Here is a 21,837-nt window from a genome sequence, read left to right on the forward strand (position 1 = left end):
TTCCTCCAATAAGATCGATCTATTAGCAAGTGTAAAAAACTAGAAATCGTTACCCAAAAAAAATAATATTTAACACACAGAATAACAAATGATTAAACCAAACAACTTTTCTTTTAGAAAATCATCTTCATTCTTTATTTGTCATTAAAAGAAATGAGATTGCAAAATTTGCAATCTCATTTCTTTATCTTTTTATATTTTAATCTATCTTGCTGTTACTGCCGTATCAGTAAAATCGGTAAATAAACCATCTAACCCTAATTGATAAAAAGCTTGGTATTCTGCTATAGGATTGTTATGATAATTACTCAATAGTCTTCTGCTTTCGTTTCTAAAAGTATAGGCATGAACTTGCAATCCTCTACTATGTGCTTTTGTTATTAAGTCTGTAGGAGTTATTGCTTCTTTATCTGCATCATTTATTTTTCCATCTGCATTCATATCATCTGCAAAACCATCATTATTTGCATCTGTACCTTTATAAGAAATAATAAAAGGCTTCCATGGTCCTATTCCATTTGCATACGTTTTTACAAAATCCAAGCCTTCGTCAGTAGTAAAGAAACTAAAATTTCTATTATCACCTTGTAAATACCAATCATAAGGCTGTCCATTTGAAATAATCTCTCCGTTGGGTACGTCAAAAATTAAATCTCCATTTAGGGCCACATCATAGCAACTTAATAATTGAATAATTTTAACTGACGATTTTGATCGAATATATTGCAAATTAGACACTTCAAAAGATTGAACATATACAGGTGAAGTTGCACTATTCCATCCTGCAATTGTTAATTCTTCTAATAATTTATCAGAAATATTTAAATTTAGCACTTCATGAAAGGAAGGATGTTTTGTTTCTGGATATATTCCAATAGTTTTACCTAACTGAGCTGATTTTTCTTTAGCTAATGCAATTACTTCTGCAAAAGTAGGAACTTCGTATAAGTTATTAAATTGTTGTGGTCTTTCTATAAAAGCTTGTTTTGCTTTTAATTGTTTAATTTCCAATAAAGTAAAATCAGAAACAAACCAATCTTCTATCATTGCTCCATCAATATTTTTTGTGGTTTTTTTAGAAGCAAAAGCAGGAATATCTGCAACATTTGTAGTTCCTGAAAGCATTGGTTCATGACGTACAACTAAAACACCATCTGAAGTCATAACTAAATCAGGTTCAATAAAGTCAGCACCTAGTTCTATAGCTTTTGCGTAAGAAGCTATGGTATGTTCAGGTAAATATCCAGAAGCTCCTCTATGAGCCACAATTAGTGGATTTTCTCCAGATAAAGTAGGGTACTTTGAAGATTGAGAATCTACATTGTTAGAATTATCATCATTATTACATGCTGTAAAGAATAAAGCAACAATAGAAAAAAAAGTGTTTCTAAGAATCATTTTTAAAGTGTATTTGTTTGTACAACAAAACACTTTCTTTTTTTCTAATATGTTATTAATGGAACGTTAAAAATAAGTTATGAAATACTTATTCGTTAGCTTCTAATTTTCTGTTCCCATTTCCATGCACTATCTAAGGCTTCTTCGAGTGTAGATTGTGCTTTCCAACCTAAAACTGTATTAGCATAGTCTGTGTTAGCATACGCTTCTACAACATCTCCTTCCCTTCTACCTACTATTTTATAATTTAACTTTTGACCTGAAACTTTTTCAAAAGCGTTTACAACTTCTAAAACAGAGCTTCCTGTTCCTGTTCCAAGATTAAAAACCTCAACTTTTTCTACATTTCGATTATTTAACAATCGCTGTAAAGCAATAACATGCGCTTTTGCCAAATCTACTACATGAATATAATCGCGAATTGCTGTTCCGTCTGGCGTTTGATAATCATTACCATAAATTGACAATTGTTCTCTTAATCCTATTGCTGTTTGTGTAATATATGGAATTAAATTTTGAGGAATACCTAATGGTAATTCCCCTATTTCAGTCGATGGATGAGCTCCAATTGGATTAAAATAACGTAATAAAATTGCATTCAACTTTGTTACTTTAGCTACATCAGAAATGATTTCTTCCCCAATTTGTTTTGTATTTCCATAAGGTGAAATTGCAGGTTGAACGGATGCATTTTCAGTAATTGGCATTTTTTCGGCTTGCCCATAAACTGTACAAGAAGAACTGAAAATAAAATTAGCATTTGGTAATTCTTTCAACTCTTGTAATAAATAAACTAGTGTATTAATATTATTTTCATAATATAATAAAGGGTTCTCTACACTTTCTCCAACTGCTTTTGATGCTGCAAAATGAATAACTCCTGAAATATTTTGATGCGTTTGAAATAACTTTTGAACAGATGATTTATCTCGTAAATCTATTTTTTCAAAAGCAGGTTTCTTTCCTGTAATGTTAAAAATTCCATCTAAAACTTTTTCTGATGAATTTGATAAATTATCAACAACAAGAACTTCAAAACCTTCATTTTGCAATTCTACAACTGTGTGAGATCCTATAAAACCTAATCCTCCTGTTACTAGTATTTTCATTTTTTTAAGAAAAAAGAAAAAAAGAGAAAAGAATATAGATTTAAAGATTAAATCTATATTCTTTTTTCAATTCTCTATGTTATACAAATTCTAAGACTGAATCTGTTATAAATTTAATTTGTTCATCGTCCAATTCTGTATGCATTGGCAATGCAATTACTTCATTTACCAATTGATTTGTTACAGGAAAATCAGATTCATTATAACGATCATCTTTGTATGCTTTTTGACTGTGCAATGGTATTGGATAATAAATTGCACATGGTATTTCTTTACTTTGCAAATGAGCTAATAATCCGTCTCTCTTTCCGTTTGTAATTCTAATTACATATTGATGAAAAACATGATCGTCTGCTGTAATATCAAAACTTGGAGTAATTATATTAGAATTACTCGCAAAGGCATTATTATATTTGTTAGCGGCTTCTTTTCTTGCTTTATTATAATGATCCAAGTGTGATAATTTAGCCTTCAAAACACCTGCTTGAATACTATCTAAACGAGAATTAACACCCACAACATCATGATGATAGCGCTCATACATTCCATGATTTACTATTCCTCTTAAAGTATGTGCTAATGCATCATCATTTGTAAAAATAGCACCACCATCTCCATAACAACCTAAGTTTTTAGATGGGAAGAATGAAGTAGATGCCACATGTCCTATTGTTCCTACTTTTTTCTTAGAACCATCTTTACTTATATAATCTGCTCCAATAGCTTGTGCGTTATCTTCTATTACAAATAAATTATGCTCATTTGCAATTTCCATAATAGCATCCATATTTGCTGCACGTCCAAATAAATGAACAGGAACAATTGCTTTTGTTTTTGGTGTAATTGCTTTTTTAATAGCTTCTAATGAAATATTCATAGTAGCAATATCAACATCAACTAAAACAGGTGTTAATTGCAATAAAGCAATAACTTCAACTGTTGCAGCAAAAGTAAAATCGGCAGTAATAACCTCATCTCCTGGTTGCAATCCTAATCCCATCATAGCAATTTGCAGAGCGTCAGTACCATTTGCACATGGTATAACATGCTTAACTCCTAAATATTTTTCTAAATCTGCTTGAAATTGATGAACTAAAGGTCCATTTATGTATGTATTTGTGTCTAAAACTTCTTGTATTGAAGCGTTAACTTCTTCTTTAATTTTTTCATATTGACTCTTTAAGTCAACCATTTGTAATTTTTTCATCTGAATAAATTTGGTTACGCAAAAGTAAGAAATTATGCTGTACTTTTTAAGATAAGCAAAAAGAAACGTATTTTAGCCCAACAAAATAATTAATGATGCTTTTTTTATATAATTTAATCGTTATTTTGGCTTCACAATTGCTAAAATTAGTTGCTCTTTTTAGTCCAAAAATTAAGCTCTTTATAAATGGTAGAAAAAATGTTTTTGACATTCTATCGAGCAAAATAGGTGCAACAGATAAAACGATATGGTTTCATGCAGCTTCACTTGGTGAATATGAACAAGGGCTACCTGTGATTGAAAAAGTTAAAGATCAGTTTCCAAATCATAAAATTATTATCACTTTTTTTTCACCTTCCGGTTATGAAGTAAGAAAAAACAATCCTATTGCTGATGTAACATTATATTTACCATTAGATACTAAAGCAAATGCTAAAAAGTTCATAAAACTTGCAAAACCTGAAATGGTATTTTTTATTAAATATGAATTTTGGCCTAATTATTTAAACGAATTAAAACAACAACAAGTTAAAACCTATTTAATTTCGGGTATTTTTAGAGAAAAACAAGCTTTCTTTAAATGGTATGGTGGTTTTTACAGAGATGCTTTAAAAGCATTTGACTATTTTTTTGTTCAAAACGAAAAATCAAAATTGCTAGTACAAAAAATCGGTTTTTCTAATGTAAAAATTTCTGGAGACACCCGTTTTGACAGAGTAGTTTCTATCTTAGAAAGAGACAATACGTTAGATTTTATTGAGCAATTTAAAAACAATAAAACTACAATAGTAATTGGTAGTTCATGGCCAAAAGATGAAAATTTACTCGTAGATTTTATCAATCAAGCTAATGATACTGTCAAATTTATCATTGCACCGCATAATATTAAAACAGAACAAATTGCTTCATTGAGGTCTCAAATAATAAAATCCACTATTCTTTTTTCGGAAAAAGACACTAATAATCAACATAATTCATTAAATGATTATCAAGTTTTCATTATTGACACTATTGGTATTTTAACCAAAATTTATAGTTATGGAGATATTGCTTACGTAGGTGGTGGATTTGGAAATCCTGGTGTTCATAATATCCTTGAACCTGCTACTTTTGGAATGCCAATTGTTATTGGACCCAATTATTCTCATTTTGCAGAAGCTACTGCTTTAGTGAACATTCAGGGCTGTATTTCTATTTCAAATTATATAGAATTGAAAAATGCTTTCGATCTACTACTTCAAAATAAAGATGAGCGTTATGAAAAAGGCCATATTTGCAATACTTTTGTTCAGATGAATAAAGGAGCAACTACTATTATTCTAAATCACATTTCATAAAACCTAAATAAATTGATTACTTTTCATCCTCTTCAAAACCCAAGCTCAAACAGTAGCGAACAAATTAATCAAATTGAAATAATCACTTCAATGATGAAAGATTTTTATGCTATTGACAATTATCCTATTGATGTTGAAACTTCTAAAAAATTATTTATCGAATTTACCACTAATGAAAGTCTTGGAAAATCTTGGTTAATTTATTTAGACGATACTATTGTAGGTTATGTCATTTTATCTTTCATTTTTAGTTTTGAATACAAAGGAAGAATTGCTTTTTTAGACGAATTATACATTAAAGAAGAAGCACGTGGAAAAGGAATTGGTAAAGAAGCTGTTACTTTCATTAAAGAACAAGCAAAACAATTAAATCTTAAACTTATTTATTTAGAAGTAGAACATCATAATGAAAATGCTCAGAAATTATATCTGGCAAATCAGTTTGAGGCTCATAATCGTAAATTACTTAAATATAAACTTTAAGTAATTTTATTTCTACAAATAATCTCTTTTTTTATAAAATCTGAGTCTTTTATAAAAGACTCAGATTTTATAAATTCATATTCAACTTCTCAATGTATCAAAAACCATTAAGAATGCAGTTCCTCTTTCTAGAAAAATGAAAGTCATCATTCTTTAAATTAAAACTAAAAAATTCATTAAATTGCAGCCTCAATAAACTTTATGAACTATGAAATTTTTTAAATTATTATTATTATTTCTTATTACCCCTCTTTTTGCTCAACAGGGCGGAATGTGGATTCCTTCATTACTTAAAGGAATGAATGAAAGTGAAATGAAAAACCTTGGCATGAAAATGAAAGCTGAAGATATTTACAATGTAAATAAATCGAGCTTGAAAGATGCAATTGTACATTTCAATGGAGGTTGTACTTCAGAAATAATATCTCAAAAAGGATTGTTATTAACTAATCATCATTGTGGTTATGGTGCTATCCAAAGTCATTCAACTGTGGAAAGTGATTATTTACAAGATGGTTTTTGGGCAAAAGATTTAACTGAAGAATTACCTAATCCAGGAATGGTTGCTACTTTAATTGTAAGTATTCATGATGTAACTGAAACAATTTTAGAAGGAACTTCTACATTAACTTCTGAAGCTGAAAAGCAAAATAAGATTTACGAAAACATCAACAATCTACAAAAAAGTTTCACTAAAGAAGCTTGGCAAGAAAACAAAATTAGAACCTTTTATGAAGGAAATCAATATATTCTATTTGTAACTGAAACATTTAAAGACATTAGACTTGTAGGAACTCCTCCAAGTTCTATTGGAAAATTTGGTTCTGACACAGACAACTGGATTTGGCCAAGACATACTGGTGATTTTTCTCTTTTTAGAATTTATGCTAACAAAGACAACAAACCATCTGAATATTCTAAAGATAATGTACCTTACACGCCTAAACATTTTTTACCTATTTCGTTAGATGGTGTTAGCGAAGACGACTTTACTTTAGTATTTGGTTTCCCAGGAAGAACACAAGAATATTTACCAGCTATTGCTGTTGAACAACTTGTAAACTCAATAAATCCTGCAAAAATTGAAATTAGAGATGCTGCCTTAAAAGTACAAGATGGTTTTATGAGAAAAGATAAAGCTATCAAAATTCAATATGCTTCAAAATATGCTAGTGTTGCGAACTATTGGAAAAAATGGATTGGAGAGAAGCAAGGTTTAGAAAAATCAAATGCTGTTCAAATAAAAAGAGATTTTGAAAAAGAATTCCAAAAACGTGTTGAAAAAAACAATAAAACAGCAGAATATGGAAATCTTTTAAGTGATTTTCAAAAGAATTATGATGAAATTGCTCAATACACATTAGCTAAAGATTATTTTTCAGAAGTTGTACTGAGAAATACTGAATTACTGAGTTTTGGTTTTAAATTATATCAATTAGAACAAGTTTATAATTCAAAAGGAGAGCAAGCTTTTAATGATAGAAAAGAGAATTTAATTGCTGGTTTTGAAGAAGCCTATAAAAATTTCAATCCAGATGTTGACGAAAAAGTTTTTGAACAATTAATTACATTATATTCAAATAAATCTCCATTTACTCCTGCATTACTAAAAAAAGAAAATTATAGTAAACTTAGTGCTGATATTTACAAAAAATCAAAACTAACATCATATAATGGAATAAAAGATTTATTAAAAGGCGATGCTAAATCTGTGATTAAAAGCCTTAATAAAGATAGTGGTTATGAATTAGTAAAAACTATTGCTGATAATTTCTATGCTAATGTAGCTCCTAAATATGATGAATTAAACACTAAAATAGCAGCTTTACAAAGAGATTACATGAAAGCGCAATTAGAACTTTTCCCTGATGCTCGCTATTTCCCTGATGCAAATAGTACTTTAAGAGTAACGTATGGTAAAGTAAAAGGATATAGCCCAAATGACGCTGTTTATTATCAGCCTGTAACACATTTAGAAGGAATAATGGAAAAATATATTCCTAATGATTATGAATTTGATGTTCCTACTAAATTAATTGAACTTTATAAAGCCAAAGATTATGGTCAATATGCCGACAACGGAAAAATGCCTGTTTGTTTTATAGGAACAAATCATACAACAGGAGGAAATTCTGGTAGTCCAGCGATAGATGCTAATGGAAATTTGATTGGTTTAAATTTTGACAGAGTATGGGAAGGAACAATGAGCGATATTCATTATGATCCAGAAATTTGTAGAAACATAATGGTTGATATTCGCTATGTATTATTTATTATTGATAAGTATGCAAATGCAAAAAATCTCATTGATGAAATGAAATTAGTTCACCCTAAAAAAGGAAATAAAAAATCTAGAAAGAGAAAATAATTTTCTCTTTCTAGATTCGTCATCTAACCCCTTGAAAATGACCCAAAAACCTTACTGAAAAAAAAATAAAAAAAAAGTCAAAAAAAATTTTGACAAGTCAAAAATTTTATATCTTTGCTTCGAATTAATAATTAACCTTTTTATAATTTAGTAAGATGAAAAAAGTTGTTTTAAGTTTAGCATTAGTTGCTATGATGTTCGTTTCTTGTAAAGAAACTGCTGAGAATGTAGAAGCTACAACAGAAGAAACAGTTGAAGCTGTTGAGCCTGCTGTTGAAGAAGTAGTTGAAACTGTTGAAGTTGCTGCTGATTCTACTGCTGCTACAGTTGAAGAAACTGCTACTGAAGTAGTTGAAGAAGTTAAAAAATAATTTCTAGCTATAGCTAACAGAAAAAACTAAAGCTCCAACTAAGTTGGGGCTTTTTTATTGCTCCATTTCTTCAAAAATATCTGGAAAAATATCCTCTCCTGATGAAAAATCTAAAATTTCAGCTAAGTGCCCATATTTCACAATTTCATCTATTCCTTTTTGCAATAATAATTGAGTTGTGTATTTTCTACTAATAGCAATTTGCTTCTCATCTAGAATAATCCTGAAGAAAAATTTTCCGTTTCCAGAACGAAATTTCATATAGACTAACTTATCTAAATTTTCTTGTAGTCTTACTATCTCTTCTTCACATTCAAATCGCAATTCAAAACTATTACTAGTAAAAATAGTTTTTCCTTTTCTTGAAGTCAATTCATATTTATAAGTATCATTTAATCTTTTACTTATCACAAAAGTGGCCATAAAGTTATTTAGTTAATTGCAGTGCCGCAAAATACCATTTTGTATCCAAGTACAAAACAACTTTTAAAAGAAGTTATCAAGAAAACCCCATGAGTAAATTAATAAATACAATTAAGTAACTTTTCATTTTATTCCCTCTCCACAACATTAGTATATACTTATATGTAAAGCCTGTCATTAAAAAAATCGAAATCAGATAGAAATTACAACATTCTACTTACCCATACAAATATTCCTATGACAAGCTCATAGTCTTTCAACCTAAACTATTATACTTATTTACAGCAAAACATAAGATTTCTGTAGCGCAAAAAAACAAATTATCTAATTAACTATTTGTCCCTTACACTAAAAAAGGGGAAATATCCGCTATAATTTACAGGCACAAGCCTCTTTTAATCAATTATTTACATAATTATCTTTACATAATTAAGACGTAAGCCGAAAAGTCAACAATAGAGTAGGCAATCTAAAAACTTTAAAAAATGAAAATTAAAACAATCAGCTTAATCGTAAGTCTTGCATTGGGAGTACTTATACTGTCGCAATGCAAACCTAAAAAATCATTGTTGTACAATGAAACAGGAAATTATTTGGTTGATGGAAACTTCCTCATCCAAAACACAAAAGAAATCTCTTCGGGAGATATTGACAAATTACTGTCTTTAAACAAAGAATATGCCGATCGCATTCAAGGAGCAGCGTTTCTATCCTATATTGTGCATACGCAACGAATTCAGTTCCTTCAACGAATTCAAAAACTAGATAGAATATCCAGAATTCAAAAAATCAATTTTATCCATAAAGGCTGTTTCGAAAAAGCAGAACTTAATTGGGCTCAATTTGGTAATCTAAAAGACCAATTAGATCTTATTCTAGACAAATACAAACCCACATTAATCAATGGAAATGTATCAATTACAAACAATCGAATTGCAACTAGAGCTACTAAAATGAGCGACAAAGATATTTCTACCTTATCAAGTCTTTCTATTTATGGTCTTAGTGATGCTAACATTTGTGGAGACTTTATGGGAATTAACAAATTTTCAAGAATCTTATTTAGAGTAAATACCGTGACGCCTGATAGAGATTTACAAACTCGTTTAAATGGCATAATCAAACAATACCGTTAAAAACACCACATAAGACTGGTGCAAACCAGTCTTATACTTTAAAACACTACATCATGAAAAGAAAAGCACAATTAGCTGGTATTTTTACAGTTATTCTATTAGTTTTCACAGTAGGATTAAAAGGCACATTTGATGGTTACTATGGATTTTATTATTCTGAGAAAGAATATAAAAAACCACTAGCATTTACTCTTTCAGAAGAAATAATTAAGCTAAAACCTGTGAGCATGTTTCTATCTTATACCGGTTTCGATACAGGATATAGTTTCTTTGCTCCAAATGTAGCCAGTGACTTTGTTTTATTATTTGAATTAACAGACAAAGAAGGCAATACAATTGAAAATAGAATTATGCCTACGTTTAAAAACAAAGAAAGTATCACTAGATATACTTCCGTATATAATATGTTTCTAGATAAGATTTCTACTGAAGGCGGCACAATGAAAGACACTAAATACCAACAATACTTAGACATCATCATCAAACAAATTGCTGTTTCTGTAAAAAAAGAAAATCCAAATACCAACAAAATCATAGCTAGACTATATCTATATCATTATCCTGATTTAAAAAGTTATAAAGAAGGAGAAAAATCAGAAAGACTTATCCTTATTGGCGAATACAAATAAATATACAAATGAAAAAACTATCAAAATTTTACAACAAAATTGAAGGCTTTTTCTTCGATTCTTCGAATAACACCGAATTCTTATCCTTTTTCAGAATTGCCGCTGGAATAGTTATATTATTGCACTTCATATCAATATTTAATGATTTCGATCTATTCTTTTCTAGCAAAAGCATAATTCCTTCAGATATCATGGCCACTTTTAATCAAGATTGGCAATTAACTTTCCCTATACTAGTAAAACAAATAGAAAGCATAGGAATCTCAGAAGCAACCACAATTATAATCACCAAAACTGCATATATCTTATTATCTGTATGCATCATTATCGGTTTCTTTTCAAGAATTAGCGCTTTTATCCTTCTCTTTATTCAAATTTTATTAATGAAAGGAAGTACCTTTTTTATTTATGGCGCTGACTTTTTTACCAGTATGTCTCTATTTTACTTAATTTTATTTCCTTCCGATGCTTATTTTTCCATTCGTCATTTTTTTAGACCCAATAAAAAGAAAGAATATAATTATATGCCTGTAAAGCGTCTTTTTCAAATACACATTAGTATTGCTTATTTTTTCTCAGGTTTTGACAAGCTACTAGGATTTAACTGGTGGAATGGTGAATCTATCTGGAAAGCCATTCATTTACCTTATGCCAATAGAGATTTTAATTTTGACTTTTCATGGATGGCTGACCACTCTTATATTCTTGTTATCATAGGTTGGTCTACTATAATAATAGAAATGTTCTATCCTTTGTTTGTATGGATTCCAAAGACAAGAAGATTATGGGTCACTTTAACTATTTCAATGCATATCGGAATTGCTTTAGTACTAAATCTATACTATTTTTCAGCCATTATGATTGTGTGGAATCTAACAAACTTCTATTTTGAAAACCCAGCTACAGTTACCAGCAAACATTCCATTTTTAATTTTTTGCAACGTAATAAAAAGAACACATTGACACTAACTTGATTTTAACATCAATTAAAAACCATTTTACTTTCAGACTTTTATGATCTGTACATTTATCAAATATTCAAATTTGCTTTCTGTAAATAAGTAAAACACATTACACTAAACAAAAACGACTTGAAAATATTATCCTAAAGCACCAAATCAAAGTAACTCTGGAGAGAAGCCGACACCTCTACTTTTGAAAACTAACAGAAACAAAAAAAGCTCCAAACATAGTTTGAAGCTTTTTGTACTCAAGGCGGGACTTGAACCCGCACGGGCATTACTACCCACTGGATTTTAAGTCCAGCGTGTCTACCAATTCCACCACTCGAGCAAATATTATTGGTATTATTTAAAATATATTTCTTTTTTAAGAACTTGAAACAAGATTATTACCTTATTGCGAGCGCAAATATAAAACTTATTTCTTTCTCCTCCAACCTTTCTTTACAGAAACTTATTTTTTTCTATAAATAACAACTTATAAAATATCCAGTCAGTATTTTTATTTTATTTTATTTTATTTTATTTTATTTTATTTTATTTTATTTTTTAACTTTTATTTATGAAAATAAACTATTTTTTAACAAGAAAAAACAATATTTTTGAATCAAACAAGGTAAAAGCTCAACAACCTAAAAAAGTAAGCAAAAATTAAACTTTAAAAACATGAAAAACTTATTAAGACTAAAAGATGTTTCAGAATTAAGCAAACAAAACCAAAAAGCAATTGTTGGAGGAGGTCCAATCAAAGCAATCTGCCCTCCAGAACCACCTGTATGCCCAGAAGAAGACCCAAATTGTCAAGAACTAATTGATTACATAATTTGCGTAAATAGATAAAAAAAATAGGCTACTTTAATAAGTAGCCTATTTTTTTTATCTATTTACAAGTTGAATTTAAGCACGTTACTTTTCAAAAAAACTCTATTTCAGCATCATTTCTACAATTATATTTCTTTAAAACTTTTAGAAACAAAAAAAGCTCCAAACATAGTTTGAAGCTTTTTGTACTCAAGGCGGGACTTGAACCCGCACGGGCATTACTACCCACTGGATTTTAAGTCCAGCGTGTCTACCAATTCCACCACTCGAGCAAATATTTTTATTGATAGTAGAGCGAAAAACGGGGTTCGAACCCGCGACCTCGACCTTGGCAAGGTCGCGCTCTACCAGCTGAGCTATTTTCGCGTTTTGCGTCTTTTAAAGAACTTCACAACACTTGTTCTGTATTGCGAGTGCAAATATAAAACATATTTTTATATCTACAAGAGTTTTTTAAATAAAAAGAACAACTTTTTCACAACGTTTTGATTACGAATAAATTATTTTTTAACCAGCATTCTTTTTATTTCATTTAACTTCATTAAGGCTTCAACAGGAGTTAAAGTATTAATATCAATATTTACAATTTCTTCTTTTATTTCTTCTAAAAGAGGATCATCTAAATTAAAAAAACTTAATTGCAATTCTTCTTCAGTTGCTATTTTTGTTCCACTTAATTCGGCTCCTGAATGGTCTTTTTCTAATTTTTTTAAAATTTTCTGAGCTTTTTGAATTACTGTTTGCGGCATTCCTGCCATTTTTGCAACATGAATACCAAAACTATGTGCGCTTCCTCCTTTTACTAATTTTCGAATAAACAAAACAGTATCTTTCAATTCTTTCACAGACACATTATAATTTTGAATTCGGTCAAACAAAACTTCCATTTCATTTAATTCATGATAATGTGTTGCAAATAAAGTTTTAGGTTTATTAGGATGCTCATGTAAATATTCTGAAATTGCCCAAGCTATAGAAATTCCATCATAAGTAGATGTTCCACGACCAATTTCATCTAATAAGACTAAACTTCTTTCGGAAATATTATTCAAAATAGAAGCTGTTTCATTCATTTCTACCATAAACGTAGATTCTCCCATTGAAATATTATCACTAGCTCCTACTCTAGTAAAAATTTTATCCACTACACCCATTCTAACATTTTCTGCTGGCACAAAACTTCCCATTTGAGCCAAGAGCACAATCAATGCTGTTTGACGTAATATAGCAGACTTTCCAGACATATTTGGCCCTGTAATCATAATAATTTGCTGTGTTTCTCTATCCAAGAAAACATCATTTGAAATATAAGGCACTCCTATTGGCAATTGTTTTTCAATTACTGGATGACGTCCTTCTTTTATTTCTAAATCAAAACTATCATCTAAAAAAGGTTGGGAATAATTATTTTCGATTGCTAATTGTGTAAAAGAATTTAAACAATCTAATTGAGCTATTAAACTAGCATTATGTTGAACAGGTTTAATATATGTACTCATCCAATTTACCAATTGTTCAAACAATTGATTTTCTAATTGCTGAATTTTATCTTCTGCCCCTAGAATTTTAGCTTCATATTCTTTTAATTCTTCTGTTATATAGCGTTCAGCACTAACTAATGTTTGTTTTCGAATCCACTCTGTTGGTACTTTGTCTTTATGCGTATTTCGAACTTCAATATAATATCCGAATACATTATTAAACGAAACTTTCAAAGAAGGAATTCCAGTACGCTCGCTTTCTCTTCTCTCTAAATCTTCTAAATATCCTTTTCCTTTTGAAGATATTGCTCTTAATTCATCTAACTCTTCATTTACTCCTACCGCTATTGCATTCCCTTTGTTTACATGAACTGGAGCATCACTATGGATCGTGTTTTTAATTTTTTCTCTTAATAATTCACAAGCATGTAGACTATCTCCTATTACTTTTAACGCTTCATTTTTACTTTGCAATGCTATTTCTTTTATTGGAATAATTGCATTTAATGAATCATTTAAATACGTAACTTCTCTAGGTGATATTTTGCCTGTTGCTACCTTAGATATTAAGCGTTCTAAATCTGAAATTTGCTTAATTTGGTATTGTATTTTTTGTAAAACTTCTGGATTATCTTTTAAATAAGCTACTACTTCATGACGATTTTTAATCTTACTTGCGTCTTTCAATGGTAATGCTAGCCATCTTTTTAACAAACGTGCTCCCATTGGCGAAAGTGTTTTATCTATAACATCTAAAAGAGTAACCGCATTAACGTTTGTAGAATGATATAACTCAAGATTTCGAATAGTAAAACGATCCATCCAAACGTAAGCATCTTCTGCAATACGTTGAATATTTGTAATATGTTGTATTTTGTTGTGCTGAGTTTCTGATAAATAGTACAAAACAGCTCCAGAAGCAATAACACCTTCTTGTAATTCTTCTATTCCAAAGCCTTTAAGCGAATTAGTCTGAAAATGTTTTGTTAAGGTTTCAATTGCATAATCTTCTTTATAAATCCAATCTTCTAAAAAGAAAGTATGAAAATCTTCTCCAAATGTTTCTCTAAATTGTGTTTTATTCTGTTTTGGAACTAGAATTTCACTTGGATTGAAATTTTGCAATAATTTATCGATATATTCTTCGTTTCCTTGTGCTGTTAAAAACTCTCCTGTTGAAACATCTAAGAATGAAACTCCTAAGTTTTTTTTACCAAAATGAACCGATGCTAAAAAATTGTTTGTTTTAGAGTGCAACACCTCATCATTCATCGACACTCCAGGTGTAACTAATTCAGTTACGCCTCTTTTTACAATAGTTTTGGTCATTTTTGGATCTTCTAATTGGTCACAAATAGCCACTCGAAGACCTGCTTTAACTAATTTAGGCAAATACGTATTTAATGAATGATGTGGAAAACCTGCCAAAGCAGTTTCACTATCTGAGCCAGCTCCTCTTTTTGTTAAGGTTATTCCTAAAATTCCTGCTGCTCTAACTGCATCCTCTCCAAAGGTTTCATAAAAATCTCCTACACGAAATAACAAACAAGCATCAGGATATTTTACCTTTATCCCATTGTATTGCTTCATTAATGGAGTTTCTTTCTTTTCTTTAGTTGAAGATGTTTTTTTAGCCACAATATTTGTTTTTTAGTACTGTTTGCGAAGGTAAGAAATTCAATCGCAATCGCAATGCCTAAAAAATATGGTTATTTTAATTTAGCACGTGTTCTTTCCTTATTCTTTCTAAATCTGTCTTATTCAGAAATTGATAATTATAAAAAACACCTTCAATATTTTGCAATGTATTTAAGTTTTTCAAAGGATTTTCGTTTAGCAAAATAAAATCGGCAGATTTTCCTTCTTCAATTATACCATAAGTAGCATCATTAAAATAATCGGCAAAATTCACCGTTGCTGCTTTCAAAATAGCATAATTAGAAAGTCCTGCTTTTTTATACAATTGCATTTCTGTAAAAACACTAAACCCTGGAATGGTGTATTTTGAGCTACTATCTGGACTTAACAAGAGCTTAATCCCTACTGCATCTAATTGTTTCAATACCATTAGCCTTTCTTCCATTTCTTTTCCATAGAACGCTAATTCTTTTTCAATAGCTTCTTTTCCTGTTTTTTCTCTATATAATTTCGTTTTTTCTACCCATTCTTCTTTTGTCTTTTCATCATAAAACTCCATACCTGGAATTTTAACAATATCATCTAAATTGAATAAACCATATGCTATTTGATACCACAATAATGTAGGACAAACATAAATATTGTTCTCTTTTAATGCTTTAACTCTACTTTCAAGCTTCTTCGGCTCTCCTACTAAACCTCCTAAATGTTCGATAGAATTAAAACTTGATTTAAAAATAATTTCATCCTCAATCACTATCCCTTTTGGATTACTTATAAAATGTCCTGCTATTTTCATATCGTAAGACTTACAAATACTATCAAATTTTATAAAAAGATCCTGATTTTTAATACTCATCATTTTTACAATGTCAAATTCATCTCCTTTTGCTGTTTTCACATAGGCCATCATTTGCTCTTCCGTTATATCATAATTTCTACTTATAGGCGGAGATGAGAGGTATAATTTTGGTGCCATTATCTCTTTTGAATTGTATTTGTCTCTCCATTTTTTATGTTCCCAAGTTCCTCGCATAGAACGCAATTTAGTTACACCATTCATCAGGTTTAAATCAAAAAAGCGTTTTAAGTCTTTCTCTTCTTCTGGCAAATGAACGTGTGCATCAGCTAATGATGGCATTATATATTTATCTTCTCCATCAATAATTTCCTTAGCTTTTATTCTTGATCTTCCCGATTTTGTAATGCTTATAATTTTACCATTCACAATGAAAACATCTTGATTTTTAATTATAGTTTCTTTATTCATAGGTATAATAGAAACATTTTTAACAACATAGTCTGCTGTTTCCTTTTGAGAAAATGCAATTTGACAAATTAATACTAACGAAAGTTTTAAAAAATTTCTCATTGATTTTATTTAATTGATTTTAATACTATAGCTATTCTTATTTATTCTTTTCGTTTTACTTGATACGGATAAGTTTCATAAAAAATTTGATCTTCATTTATGGTGTATCCGTTTATAAAATCATTTTCCGATTCTTCAAAAACAAGTTTAGATTCTTCTTTTCTTCCTAATTGTGCCAAACAGATTCCTTTGTAAAACTTCACATCTGAAAACTCAGGATATTGCTCTAATGATTTATCAAAAATTGAAATGGCTTCATTCCATTTTTTTTGTTCATAAAGCGTTATACCATAATAAAACAAATCTAAATAATGTGCTGCTTTGTATTTTGAAATCTGATCTTCTATATCAGCTTTAAAGATAGTTGCTGCTTTTTCAAACTCATTCAATTGCAAATAGCTTAACGCAATATGAAAATCGTAAGTATGATCCATCACATAGCTATTTCCTCTCATTATTTTACATCTTTCAAAATCTAGAATTGCTTCTTTATACGTTTTTGCAAAAATACATTTGATGAATCCTCTATAATCTAACCATTTTTCTTCGTCTAGCTTTACTGCTTTATCCAAAAACACCATTCCTGCTTCATACTTTCTGGTTTTAAATAAAGGCATTGCTTTTTGTTGCCATAAATAAGCAATTGTAGAATCTTTTTCCAAGCCAGCATCTAGGCATTCTTGCCATTGTGCCATTTGATAATAATAATTGTATTTCGTAGCGCAATTAGCATAATACTCATCAATAATTGCTTGTTGTTGCTCTTTTTTAGATTGAATTGAGTCCGTTTGCGAAAAAGAAATTATTATACCATATAAGAAAAAAAATAGTGTTAGAAATTTTTTCATAATTTATTTTTGAGCAATATAGAAAACTCCTTTTCTTATTTCTGTTATTGACTTGTTAATAATTGTTATTTAAAATTTTAAAACTTAAAATCAAAAAAATATCTTTGCACCATGAGAAAGTTAGCCAACGCAGAATTAGACAGAAAGAACATAGAAGAATTTAAAGAAGCTAAAAAAACACCTATTATTGTTGTTTTAGACGATATTAGAAGTTTACATAATATTGGTTCCGTTTTTAGGACTTCTGACGCTTTTTTAATTGAAAAAATCTATTTGTGTGGTATTACTGCTATTCCTCCTAACAAAGAAATTCACAAAACAGCACTTGGAGCCACTGAAACGGTAACTTGGGAATATGCTAAAGATGTTTTAGAGGTTATTACTAAGTTGAAAGAAGAAAAAGTAAAAATCTATTCTATTGAGCAAACAGAAAAAGCAGTAATGCTTAATGATTTTACTGTAGCAAATAATGAAAAATATGCTTTAATTTTTGGTAATGAAGTGAAAGGTGTTTCGCAAGAAGCCATTAACGAAAGCAATGGAGTGATTGAAATTCCACAAGTGGGCAGCAAACATTCTTTGAATATTTCGGTTAGTGCTGGAATTGTTATTTGGGATTTGTTTCAGAAATTGCAATAAGATTAAAATAGTTTGAACTTAAAAAAACCTCTTTTAAAAAAATTAAAAGAGGTTTTTTTAAGAAGTTACTGTTAAAACTTTATTTATAACTCTATTAAAACCGAACGACCGTTATAACCTACTGCTATTATTTTTGTTTCAGAAATAAAAGTTACATCATTCCATCCCGCTACTACAAAATCGTGTTCTACACGACTCCATGTATTTCCATTATCTTTAGAAAGCATTAAGAATTCTGGGTTACTTAAATCATTTGCTTTATTTCTTCCTACAATACAAATTGCTTCGCCTTTATAACTAAGTCTTGATATACGATTATTAAAATCTGTATCCACTAAATTCCAAGTTTCTCCATTATCTATAGTTTTATATAACTCTCCTAGTTCTGAACTGCCATTAATTACCCCATTATTTCCCACTAAAAATCCCAAACTTCCCACAATATTTACATCAGTAGTTTTAATATTCCCTGAAATAGTATTTTTATTCCAAGTATCTCCTGCATCTGTACTTCTAAGAATCGTACCATTATTCCACAAACCACCTGATATCAAAATAGTATTTGTAGATGAAAATTCAATACTTGTAAGTTGGTTATCTATTAAAAGACCGCTTAAAACAGTATCGCTTTCTGTTGCATCAACCCAAGTATTTCCTGCATCAATTGTTTTATATAATACTCCATTTGCATTTTTAGACCCAACAATATATCCTGTATTAGTATTTGAAAAATTAATATGAGACATAAAAAAATCATCTGTCGCAATTTCTATTCTTTCCCAAGTAGTTCCCCCATCAATTGTTTTTAAAATAAAATTAGCCGTTGTTGTAACATAAGCAACTGTAGGTGACGCTGCATACACACTAATTGCGTAAAATCCTGTATCAGAATATATTGAATTCCATGTTACACCTCCATCTGTGGTTTTCAATATAATTGCCGTGTCATTTGCAGCATTTAATGTTACGTCTCCTCCTACAATATAGCCTACTGTTTCATTAGCAAAATATACAGCGTTTAATTCCTTATTTGTATTGGTAGCTATTGTAGCCCCTACGATACTTGTTGATGTCCCTCCATCTGTATCTCCATTATCTGTTTCAATACTGTTATCTGACGAGCATGCACCAAATAGTAAAGGAATTAATACTAACTGTAGAATCGTTTTTTTATTCATTTTATTTATCTTATTTTATTAGTTCAAGAAATATTGGTTTATTCTTACAAAAATAAATTATTATTTTAATAAAGCAATTTGATTTATACATCATAAGAATATTCATATTTTCTTAAAGTATTATCACTGTTTGTTTTCCAAAAAGTCTCTGAAATATTCCCATTGAATAGAGCTTTTGTTGGATCATTATAACTAATTTAAAAGCAAATAAATCGTCCTCAGTGGTAATGTCATTAATGCTTTTCAGCCAACCTCTCATGTTATAGGTATAATGTACTTTTTGTAGTCCTGTAGCACTTGGGCTTACATTGATTCCACCTACTTTTTTACTGATCAATTGTCCTAGTTCTTCATAGGTATTTTGGATAATAAGCTGTTCTGGCAGACTGTTTATTTGTTGTTTGTGTTGGGTTACACATGAGTGCAATATCAGCCTGTAAAAATGTCCCTGAAATTAGAGAGTATTTCTTAAAAAGAGTTGCAGAAGGAAAAAACAAAATGTTAGTGAGAAATAAATTGGTTCACAGAATATGTGCTTGTGTAAAACAAGGGAAATTATATGAAAAATCTTTTAAAAAAAAATGAAATTTACCTTGCTTAAATCATAGTAATCTTTAACACACAAGATCTTAGTTTTTATCATTTTAAGGCTTTATATAACAGGAAAAGGAACGCAATATTGCGTTCCTCTTTAATACCTATTTCTATTTTTTTATTGATTATCAAATCATTAATCTCCAATAAAAGTTGTATTACTAAATCTGAAACATTACCGACAGCTTTACCTAATTTTTATTTCTTCATTTATTCTTTTTGCCAATTCTAAATTTTTTTTCAAAAAAATACCTTCTTCATGATATTTAGCAAAGTATTTTTTAGCTGTTATATCTCCTAAATCAACACTTATTTTTAGATGATCAATAGCAAATTTTGAGGTTTTTGGATCAATTTTGGTAATAGCTTTGTAATCAAAGACACCATCATTATTTAATTTAATAGTTATTCTATAAATATCAAAATAAGCATCTGCATTATTATATTTATATGCCATTATTAAAGAATATGGTAGAATTGATTCATAATTTTTTTCTTTTTCAAAGAAAAGACTTAGCTTAGAATATGTATAAACATTACCTGTTAAGATTATTTCATTCTTATAATTTACAAGCTCTTCTTTTCTTATAATTTCCTTATCTTCACAGGAAATTAAAATAATTAATGTTAATAATAATATTTTAATTTTCATATTTAATCATAGTTTTTTATTGTATTAATCAATTCATCGTTATTGTAAACATTCCACACATCATCATCTCCTTCACTATCAATTCCTCCTTCCCAATTTATTCCTAAAAACCCTCTTACGATATAAAGCCCATTTGGGGCTATTACAGTTACCCTTCTATATCATCAGATAAATTTCTAGCAAAATTAATTCGCTCATTTTTTCTAACTCTTCCAGTATTACATGCTTTTAAAATTAAAGTAAAATCACCTCCATTTTCAATAAAATCTTTCCATTGAGGAGACAATGCTTCCAATAATTTACTCAATTCTTCAGAACTCCTAATAGTCCCATTTGGACCTAATATATTATCTGCTCCTCCATGGGCATATAAAATGAGTGTTCTTTTCTTTATGGTTTTATCACTATTGGCAATATCCCATAATTTAGAATCCTTTTCTTTGTTAAAAAATTCAATACATGTCCATTGCTCTTAATTGATGATTTATTCTTTTTAGGATCTCCATTTTCATAAATTTCATCTATACCATTTGAAAAAGTACCCTTCTCGGTATTTGTCCAATGTGTAGTTCCACTACCTGAGGCATCCCATAAATCTTTCATCCAACTTGGCATTTCAAAATTAGCCCCACTAGGGTCTTTCTAATATATAGGATTATTATCAAGAGTATTATATGGAGAATAATCAAAATGCACTACAGGATCTTGCACTACCCATCTTACAATTGCTGGATCATATTGACGCATATCCATAGACATGTTAAGTCCTAATTCATCTTGAAGCTCAATCCCATTGAACTTATATTGATAAGCATTAGAACTATTATGCGTTTCATGTTTTAGTCCAAAAGGATAATAATGATTTTCCTCTAATATTGAGCTTGTAAAATACTCTATACAATTTGAAGGTACTCTAGGCTTACAATAGTATTGTAATTCATTTCCTAAACTACCATTTTTATCTATATCTGAATAACTGACTCTTACGTTTCCTAAATGATCAGTATAATTAAAAACATAGCTGTAATTGTTTACTTCATATTTTACATAGCCCTCAGCATGTGGAAAAAATTGTAATACATTGTTTTTGTATTGAAAGCCTCCTGCTAAATAATTGGTTTGGGTTACGTTAGTTGCTTCATTCACTATTTTGCTTACTTTTTGTCCTGTTGCATTGTAAATATAGGTAA

At 29.5% G+C, this 21,837-nt stretch carries 22 protein-coding genes and 3 tRNA genes; 9 read left to right on the forward strand and 16 right to left on the reverse strand.

What is annotated here, in order from left to right:
- Window positions 1-204: 204 nt before the first annotated feature.
- The 3 genes from LXD69_RS02640 to LXD69_RS02650 all read right to left on the reverse strand — a co-directional run bounded on the left by LXD69_RS02640 (window position 205) and on the right by LXD69_RS02650 (window position 3,714).
- Complete coding sequence (locus LXD69_RS02640; RefSeq protein ID WP_246917342.1) at window positions 205-1,398, reverse strand: glycerophosphodiester phosphodiesterase; 1,194 nt, start codon at window positions 1,396-1,398, stop codon at window positions 205-207.
- A 95-nt stretch (window positions 1,399-1,493) separates the two neighbouring features.
- Window positions 1,494-2,507, reverse strand: coding sequence for a UDP-glucose 4-epimerase GalE (galE, locus tag LXD69_RS02645; RefSeq protein ID WP_045972895.1), 1,014 nt, complete (start codon window positions 2,505-2,507; stop codon window positions 1,494-1,496).
- A gap of 79 nt (window positions 2,508-2,586) precedes the next feature.
- The gene (locus tag LXD69_RS02650; protein WP_246917345.1) at window positions 2,587-3,714 is read right to left on the reverse strand and encodes a DegT/DnrJ/EryC1/StrS family aminotransferase; all 1,128 of its coding nucleotides are present in this window, start codon (window positions 3,712-3,714) and stop codon (window positions 2,587-2,589) included.
- Between the two features lie 95 nt (window positions 3,715-3,809).
- Here LXD69_RS02650 and LXD69_RS02655 point away from each other — a divergent pair, with 95 nt between their 5' ends.
- The 4 genes from LXD69_RS02655 (at window position 3,810) to LXD69_RS02670 (ending at window position 8,273) form a co-directional block, all read left to right on the forward strand.
- A complete protein-coding gene (locus tag LXD69_RS02655) occupies window positions 3,810-5,051 on the forward strand; it encodes a 3-deoxy-D-manno-octulosonic acid transferase (protein WP_246918923.1) in 1,242 nt (413 codons plus the stop codon).
- Between the two features lie 12 nt (window positions 5,052-5,063).
- Window positions 5,064-5,534: a GNAT family N-acetyltransferase gene (locus tag LXD69_RS02660; protein ID WP_246917348.1), complete on the forward strand. Its 471-nt coding sequence runs from the start codon at window positions 5,064-5,066 to the stop codon at window positions 5,532-5,534.
- Window positions 5,535-5,742: 208 nt separating this feature from the next.
- Entirely contained in the window at window positions 5,743-7,902 is a 2,160-nt protein-coding gene (locus tag LXD69_RS02665) for a S46 family peptidase (RefSeq protein ID WP_045972889.1), read from the forward strand.
- Window positions 7,903-8,057: 155 nt separating this feature from the next.
- A complete protein-coding gene (locus LXD69_RS02670) occupies window positions 8,058-8,273 on the forward strand; it encodes a hypothetical protein (protein WP_246917350.1) in 216 nt (71 codons plus the stop codon).
- A gap of 54 nt (window positions 8,274-8,327) precedes the next feature.
- Here the strand turns inward: LXD69_RS02670 and LXD69_RS02675 are convergent, their stop codons facing one another.
- The gene (locus LXD69_RS02675; protein ID WP_045972885.1) at window positions 8,328-8,696 is read right to left on the reverse strand and encodes a hypothetical protein; all 369 of its coding nucleotides are present in this window, start codon (window positions 8,694-8,696) and stop codon (window positions 8,328-8,330) included.
- A 485-nt stretch (window positions 8,697-9,181) separates the two neighbouring features.
- Here LXD69_RS02675 and LXD69_RS02680 point away from each other — a divergent pair, with 485 nt between their 5' ends.
- Genes LXD69_RS02680 through LXD69_RS02690 form a run of 3 tightly spaced genes read left to right on the forward strand, consistent with a single transcriptional unit; the run spans window position 9,182 to window position 11,435 of the window.
- The gene (locus tag LXD69_RS02680; protein WP_045972883.1) at window positions 9,182-9,832 is read left to right on the forward strand and encodes a hypothetical protein; all 651 of its coding nucleotides are present in this window, start codon (window positions 9,182-9,184) and stop codon (window positions 9,830-9,832) included.
- 53 nt (window positions 9,833-9,885) lie between these two features.
- Window positions 9,886-10,461 carry a hypothetical protein gene (locus LXD69_RS02685; protein ID WP_045972881.1) on the forward strand — a complete coding sequence of 192 codons (576 nt, stop codon included), beginning with the start codon at window positions 9,886-9,888 and terminating at the stop codon, window positions 10,459-10,461.
- An 8-nt stretch (window positions 10,462-10,469) separates the two neighbouring features.
- Complete coding sequence (locus LXD69_RS02690) at window positions 10,470-11,435, forward strand: HTTM domain-containing protein (RefSeq protein ID WP_246917352.1); 966 nt, start codon at window positions 10,470-10,472, stop codon at window positions 11,433-11,435.
- Between the two features lie 233 nt (window positions 11,436-11,668).
- On the opposite strand, the gene LXD69_RS02695 is transcribed toward LXD69_RS02690, so the two are convergent.
- Window positions 11,669-11,754: transfer RNA gene (locus LXD69_RS02695), tRNA-Leu, on the reverse strand.
- Between the two features lie 335 nt (window positions 11,755-12,089).
- Here LXD69_RS02695 and LXD69_RS02700 point away from each other — a divergent pair.
- Window positions 12,090-12,263, forward strand: coding sequence for a hypothetical protein (locus LXD69_RS02700; RefSeq protein WP_161794174.1), 174 nt, complete (start codon window positions 12,090-12,092; stop codon window positions 12,261-12,263).
- A 168-nt stretch (window positions 12,264-12,431) separates the two neighbouring features.
- On the opposite strand, the gene LXD69_RS02705 is transcribed toward LXD69_RS02700, so the two are convergent.
- The 5 genes from LXD69_RS02705 to LXD69_RS02725 all read right to left on the reverse strand — a co-directional run bounded on the left by LXD69_RS02705 (window position 12,432) and on the right by LXD69_RS02725 (window position 17,584).
- Window positions 12,432-12,517 (reverse strand) — tRNA-Leu (locus LXD69_RS02705).
- A 21-nt stretch (window positions 12,518-12,538) separates the two neighbouring features.
- A tRNA-Gly gene (locus LXD69_RS02710) sits at window positions 12,539-12,611 on the reverse strand.
- 134 nt (window positions 12,612-12,745) lie between these two features.
- Window positions 12,746-15,316, reverse strand: coding sequence for a DNA mismatch repair protein MutS (mutS, locus tag LXD69_RS02715; RefSeq protein ID WP_045972994.1), 2,571 nt, complete (start codon window positions 15,314-15,316; stop codon window positions 12,746-12,748).
- A gap of 124 nt (window positions 15,317-15,440) precedes the next feature.
- The gene (locus tag LXD69_RS02720; protein ID WP_045972878.1) at window positions 15,441-16,736 is read right to left on the reverse strand and encodes an amidohydrolase family protein; all 1,296 of its coding nucleotides are present in this window, start codon (window positions 16,734-16,736) and stop codon (window positions 15,441-15,443) included.
- 41 nt (window positions 16,737-16,777) lie between these two features.
- Window positions 16,778-17,584, reverse strand: a complete 807-nt coding sequence (locus LXD69_RS02725; protein ID WP_045972876.1) for a tetratricopeptide repeat protein — start codon at window positions 17,582-17,584, stop codon at window positions 16,778-16,780.
- A 111-nt stretch (window positions 17,585-17,695) separates the two neighbouring features.
- Between LXD69_RS02725 and LXD69_RS02730 the strand changes: the two genes are divergently transcribed.
- A complete protein-coding gene (locus LXD69_RS02730; protein WP_246917355.1) occupies window positions 17,696-18,223 on the forward strand; it encodes an RNA methyltransferase in 528 nt (175 codons plus the stop codon).
- Between the two features lie 83 nt (window positions 18,224-18,306).
- Here LXD69_RS02730 and LXD69_RS02735 read toward each other — a convergent pair whose 3' ends face one another.
- The 6 genes from LXD69_RS02735 to LXD69_RS02760 form a co-directional block, all read right to left on the reverse strand.
- Window positions 18,307-19,401 carry a WD40/YVTN/BNR-like repeat-containing protein gene (locus LXD69_RS02735; RefSeq protein ID WP_246917358.1) on the reverse strand — a complete coding sequence of 365 codons (1,095 nt, stop codon included), beginning with the start codon at window positions 19,399-19,401 and terminating at the stop codon, window positions 18,307-18,309.
- A gap of 112 nt (window positions 19,402-19,513) precedes the next feature.
- The gene (locus LXD69_RS02740) at window positions 19,514-19,828 is read right to left on the reverse strand and encodes a hypothetical protein (protein ID WP_246917361.1); all 315 of its coding nucleotides are present in this window, start codon (window positions 19,826-19,828) and stop codon (window positions 19,514-19,516) included.
- Between the two features lie 354 nt (window positions 19,829-20,182).
- On the reverse strand, window positions 20,183-20,647 hold the full coding sequence (locus tag LXD69_RS02745) for a hypothetical protein (protein ID WP_246917363.1): 465 nt from the start codon (window positions 20,645-20,647) through the stop codon (window positions 20,183-20,185).
- Between the two features lie 148 nt (window positions 20,648-20,795).
- A complete protein-coding gene (locus LXD69_RS02750; RefSeq protein WP_246917366.1) occupies window positions 20,796-20,954 on the reverse strand; it encodes a hypothetical protein in 159 nt (52 codons plus the stop codon).
- A gap of 83 nt (window positions 20,955-21,037) precedes the next feature.
- Window positions 21,038-21,250, reverse strand: a complete 213-nt coding sequence (locus LXD69_RS02755; RefSeq protein WP_246917369.1) for a hypothetical protein — start codon at window positions 21,248-21,250, stop codon at window positions 21,038-21,040.
- 39 nt (window positions 21,251-21,289) lie between these two features.
- Window positions 21,290-21,793: an RHS repeat-associated core domain-containing protein gene (locus LXD69_RS02760; protein ID WP_246917370.1), complete on the reverse strand. Its 504-nt coding sequence runs from the start codon at window positions 21,791-21,793 to the stop codon at window positions 21,290-21,292.
- Between the last annotated feature and the right edge of the window lie 44 nt (window positions 21,794-21,837).

It is taken from the genome of Flavobacterium sediminilitoris, from assembly GCF_023008245.1.
GTDB lineage: Bacteria > Bacteroidota > Bacteroidia > Flavobacteriales > Flavobacteriaceae > Flavobacterium > Flavobacterium sediminilitoris.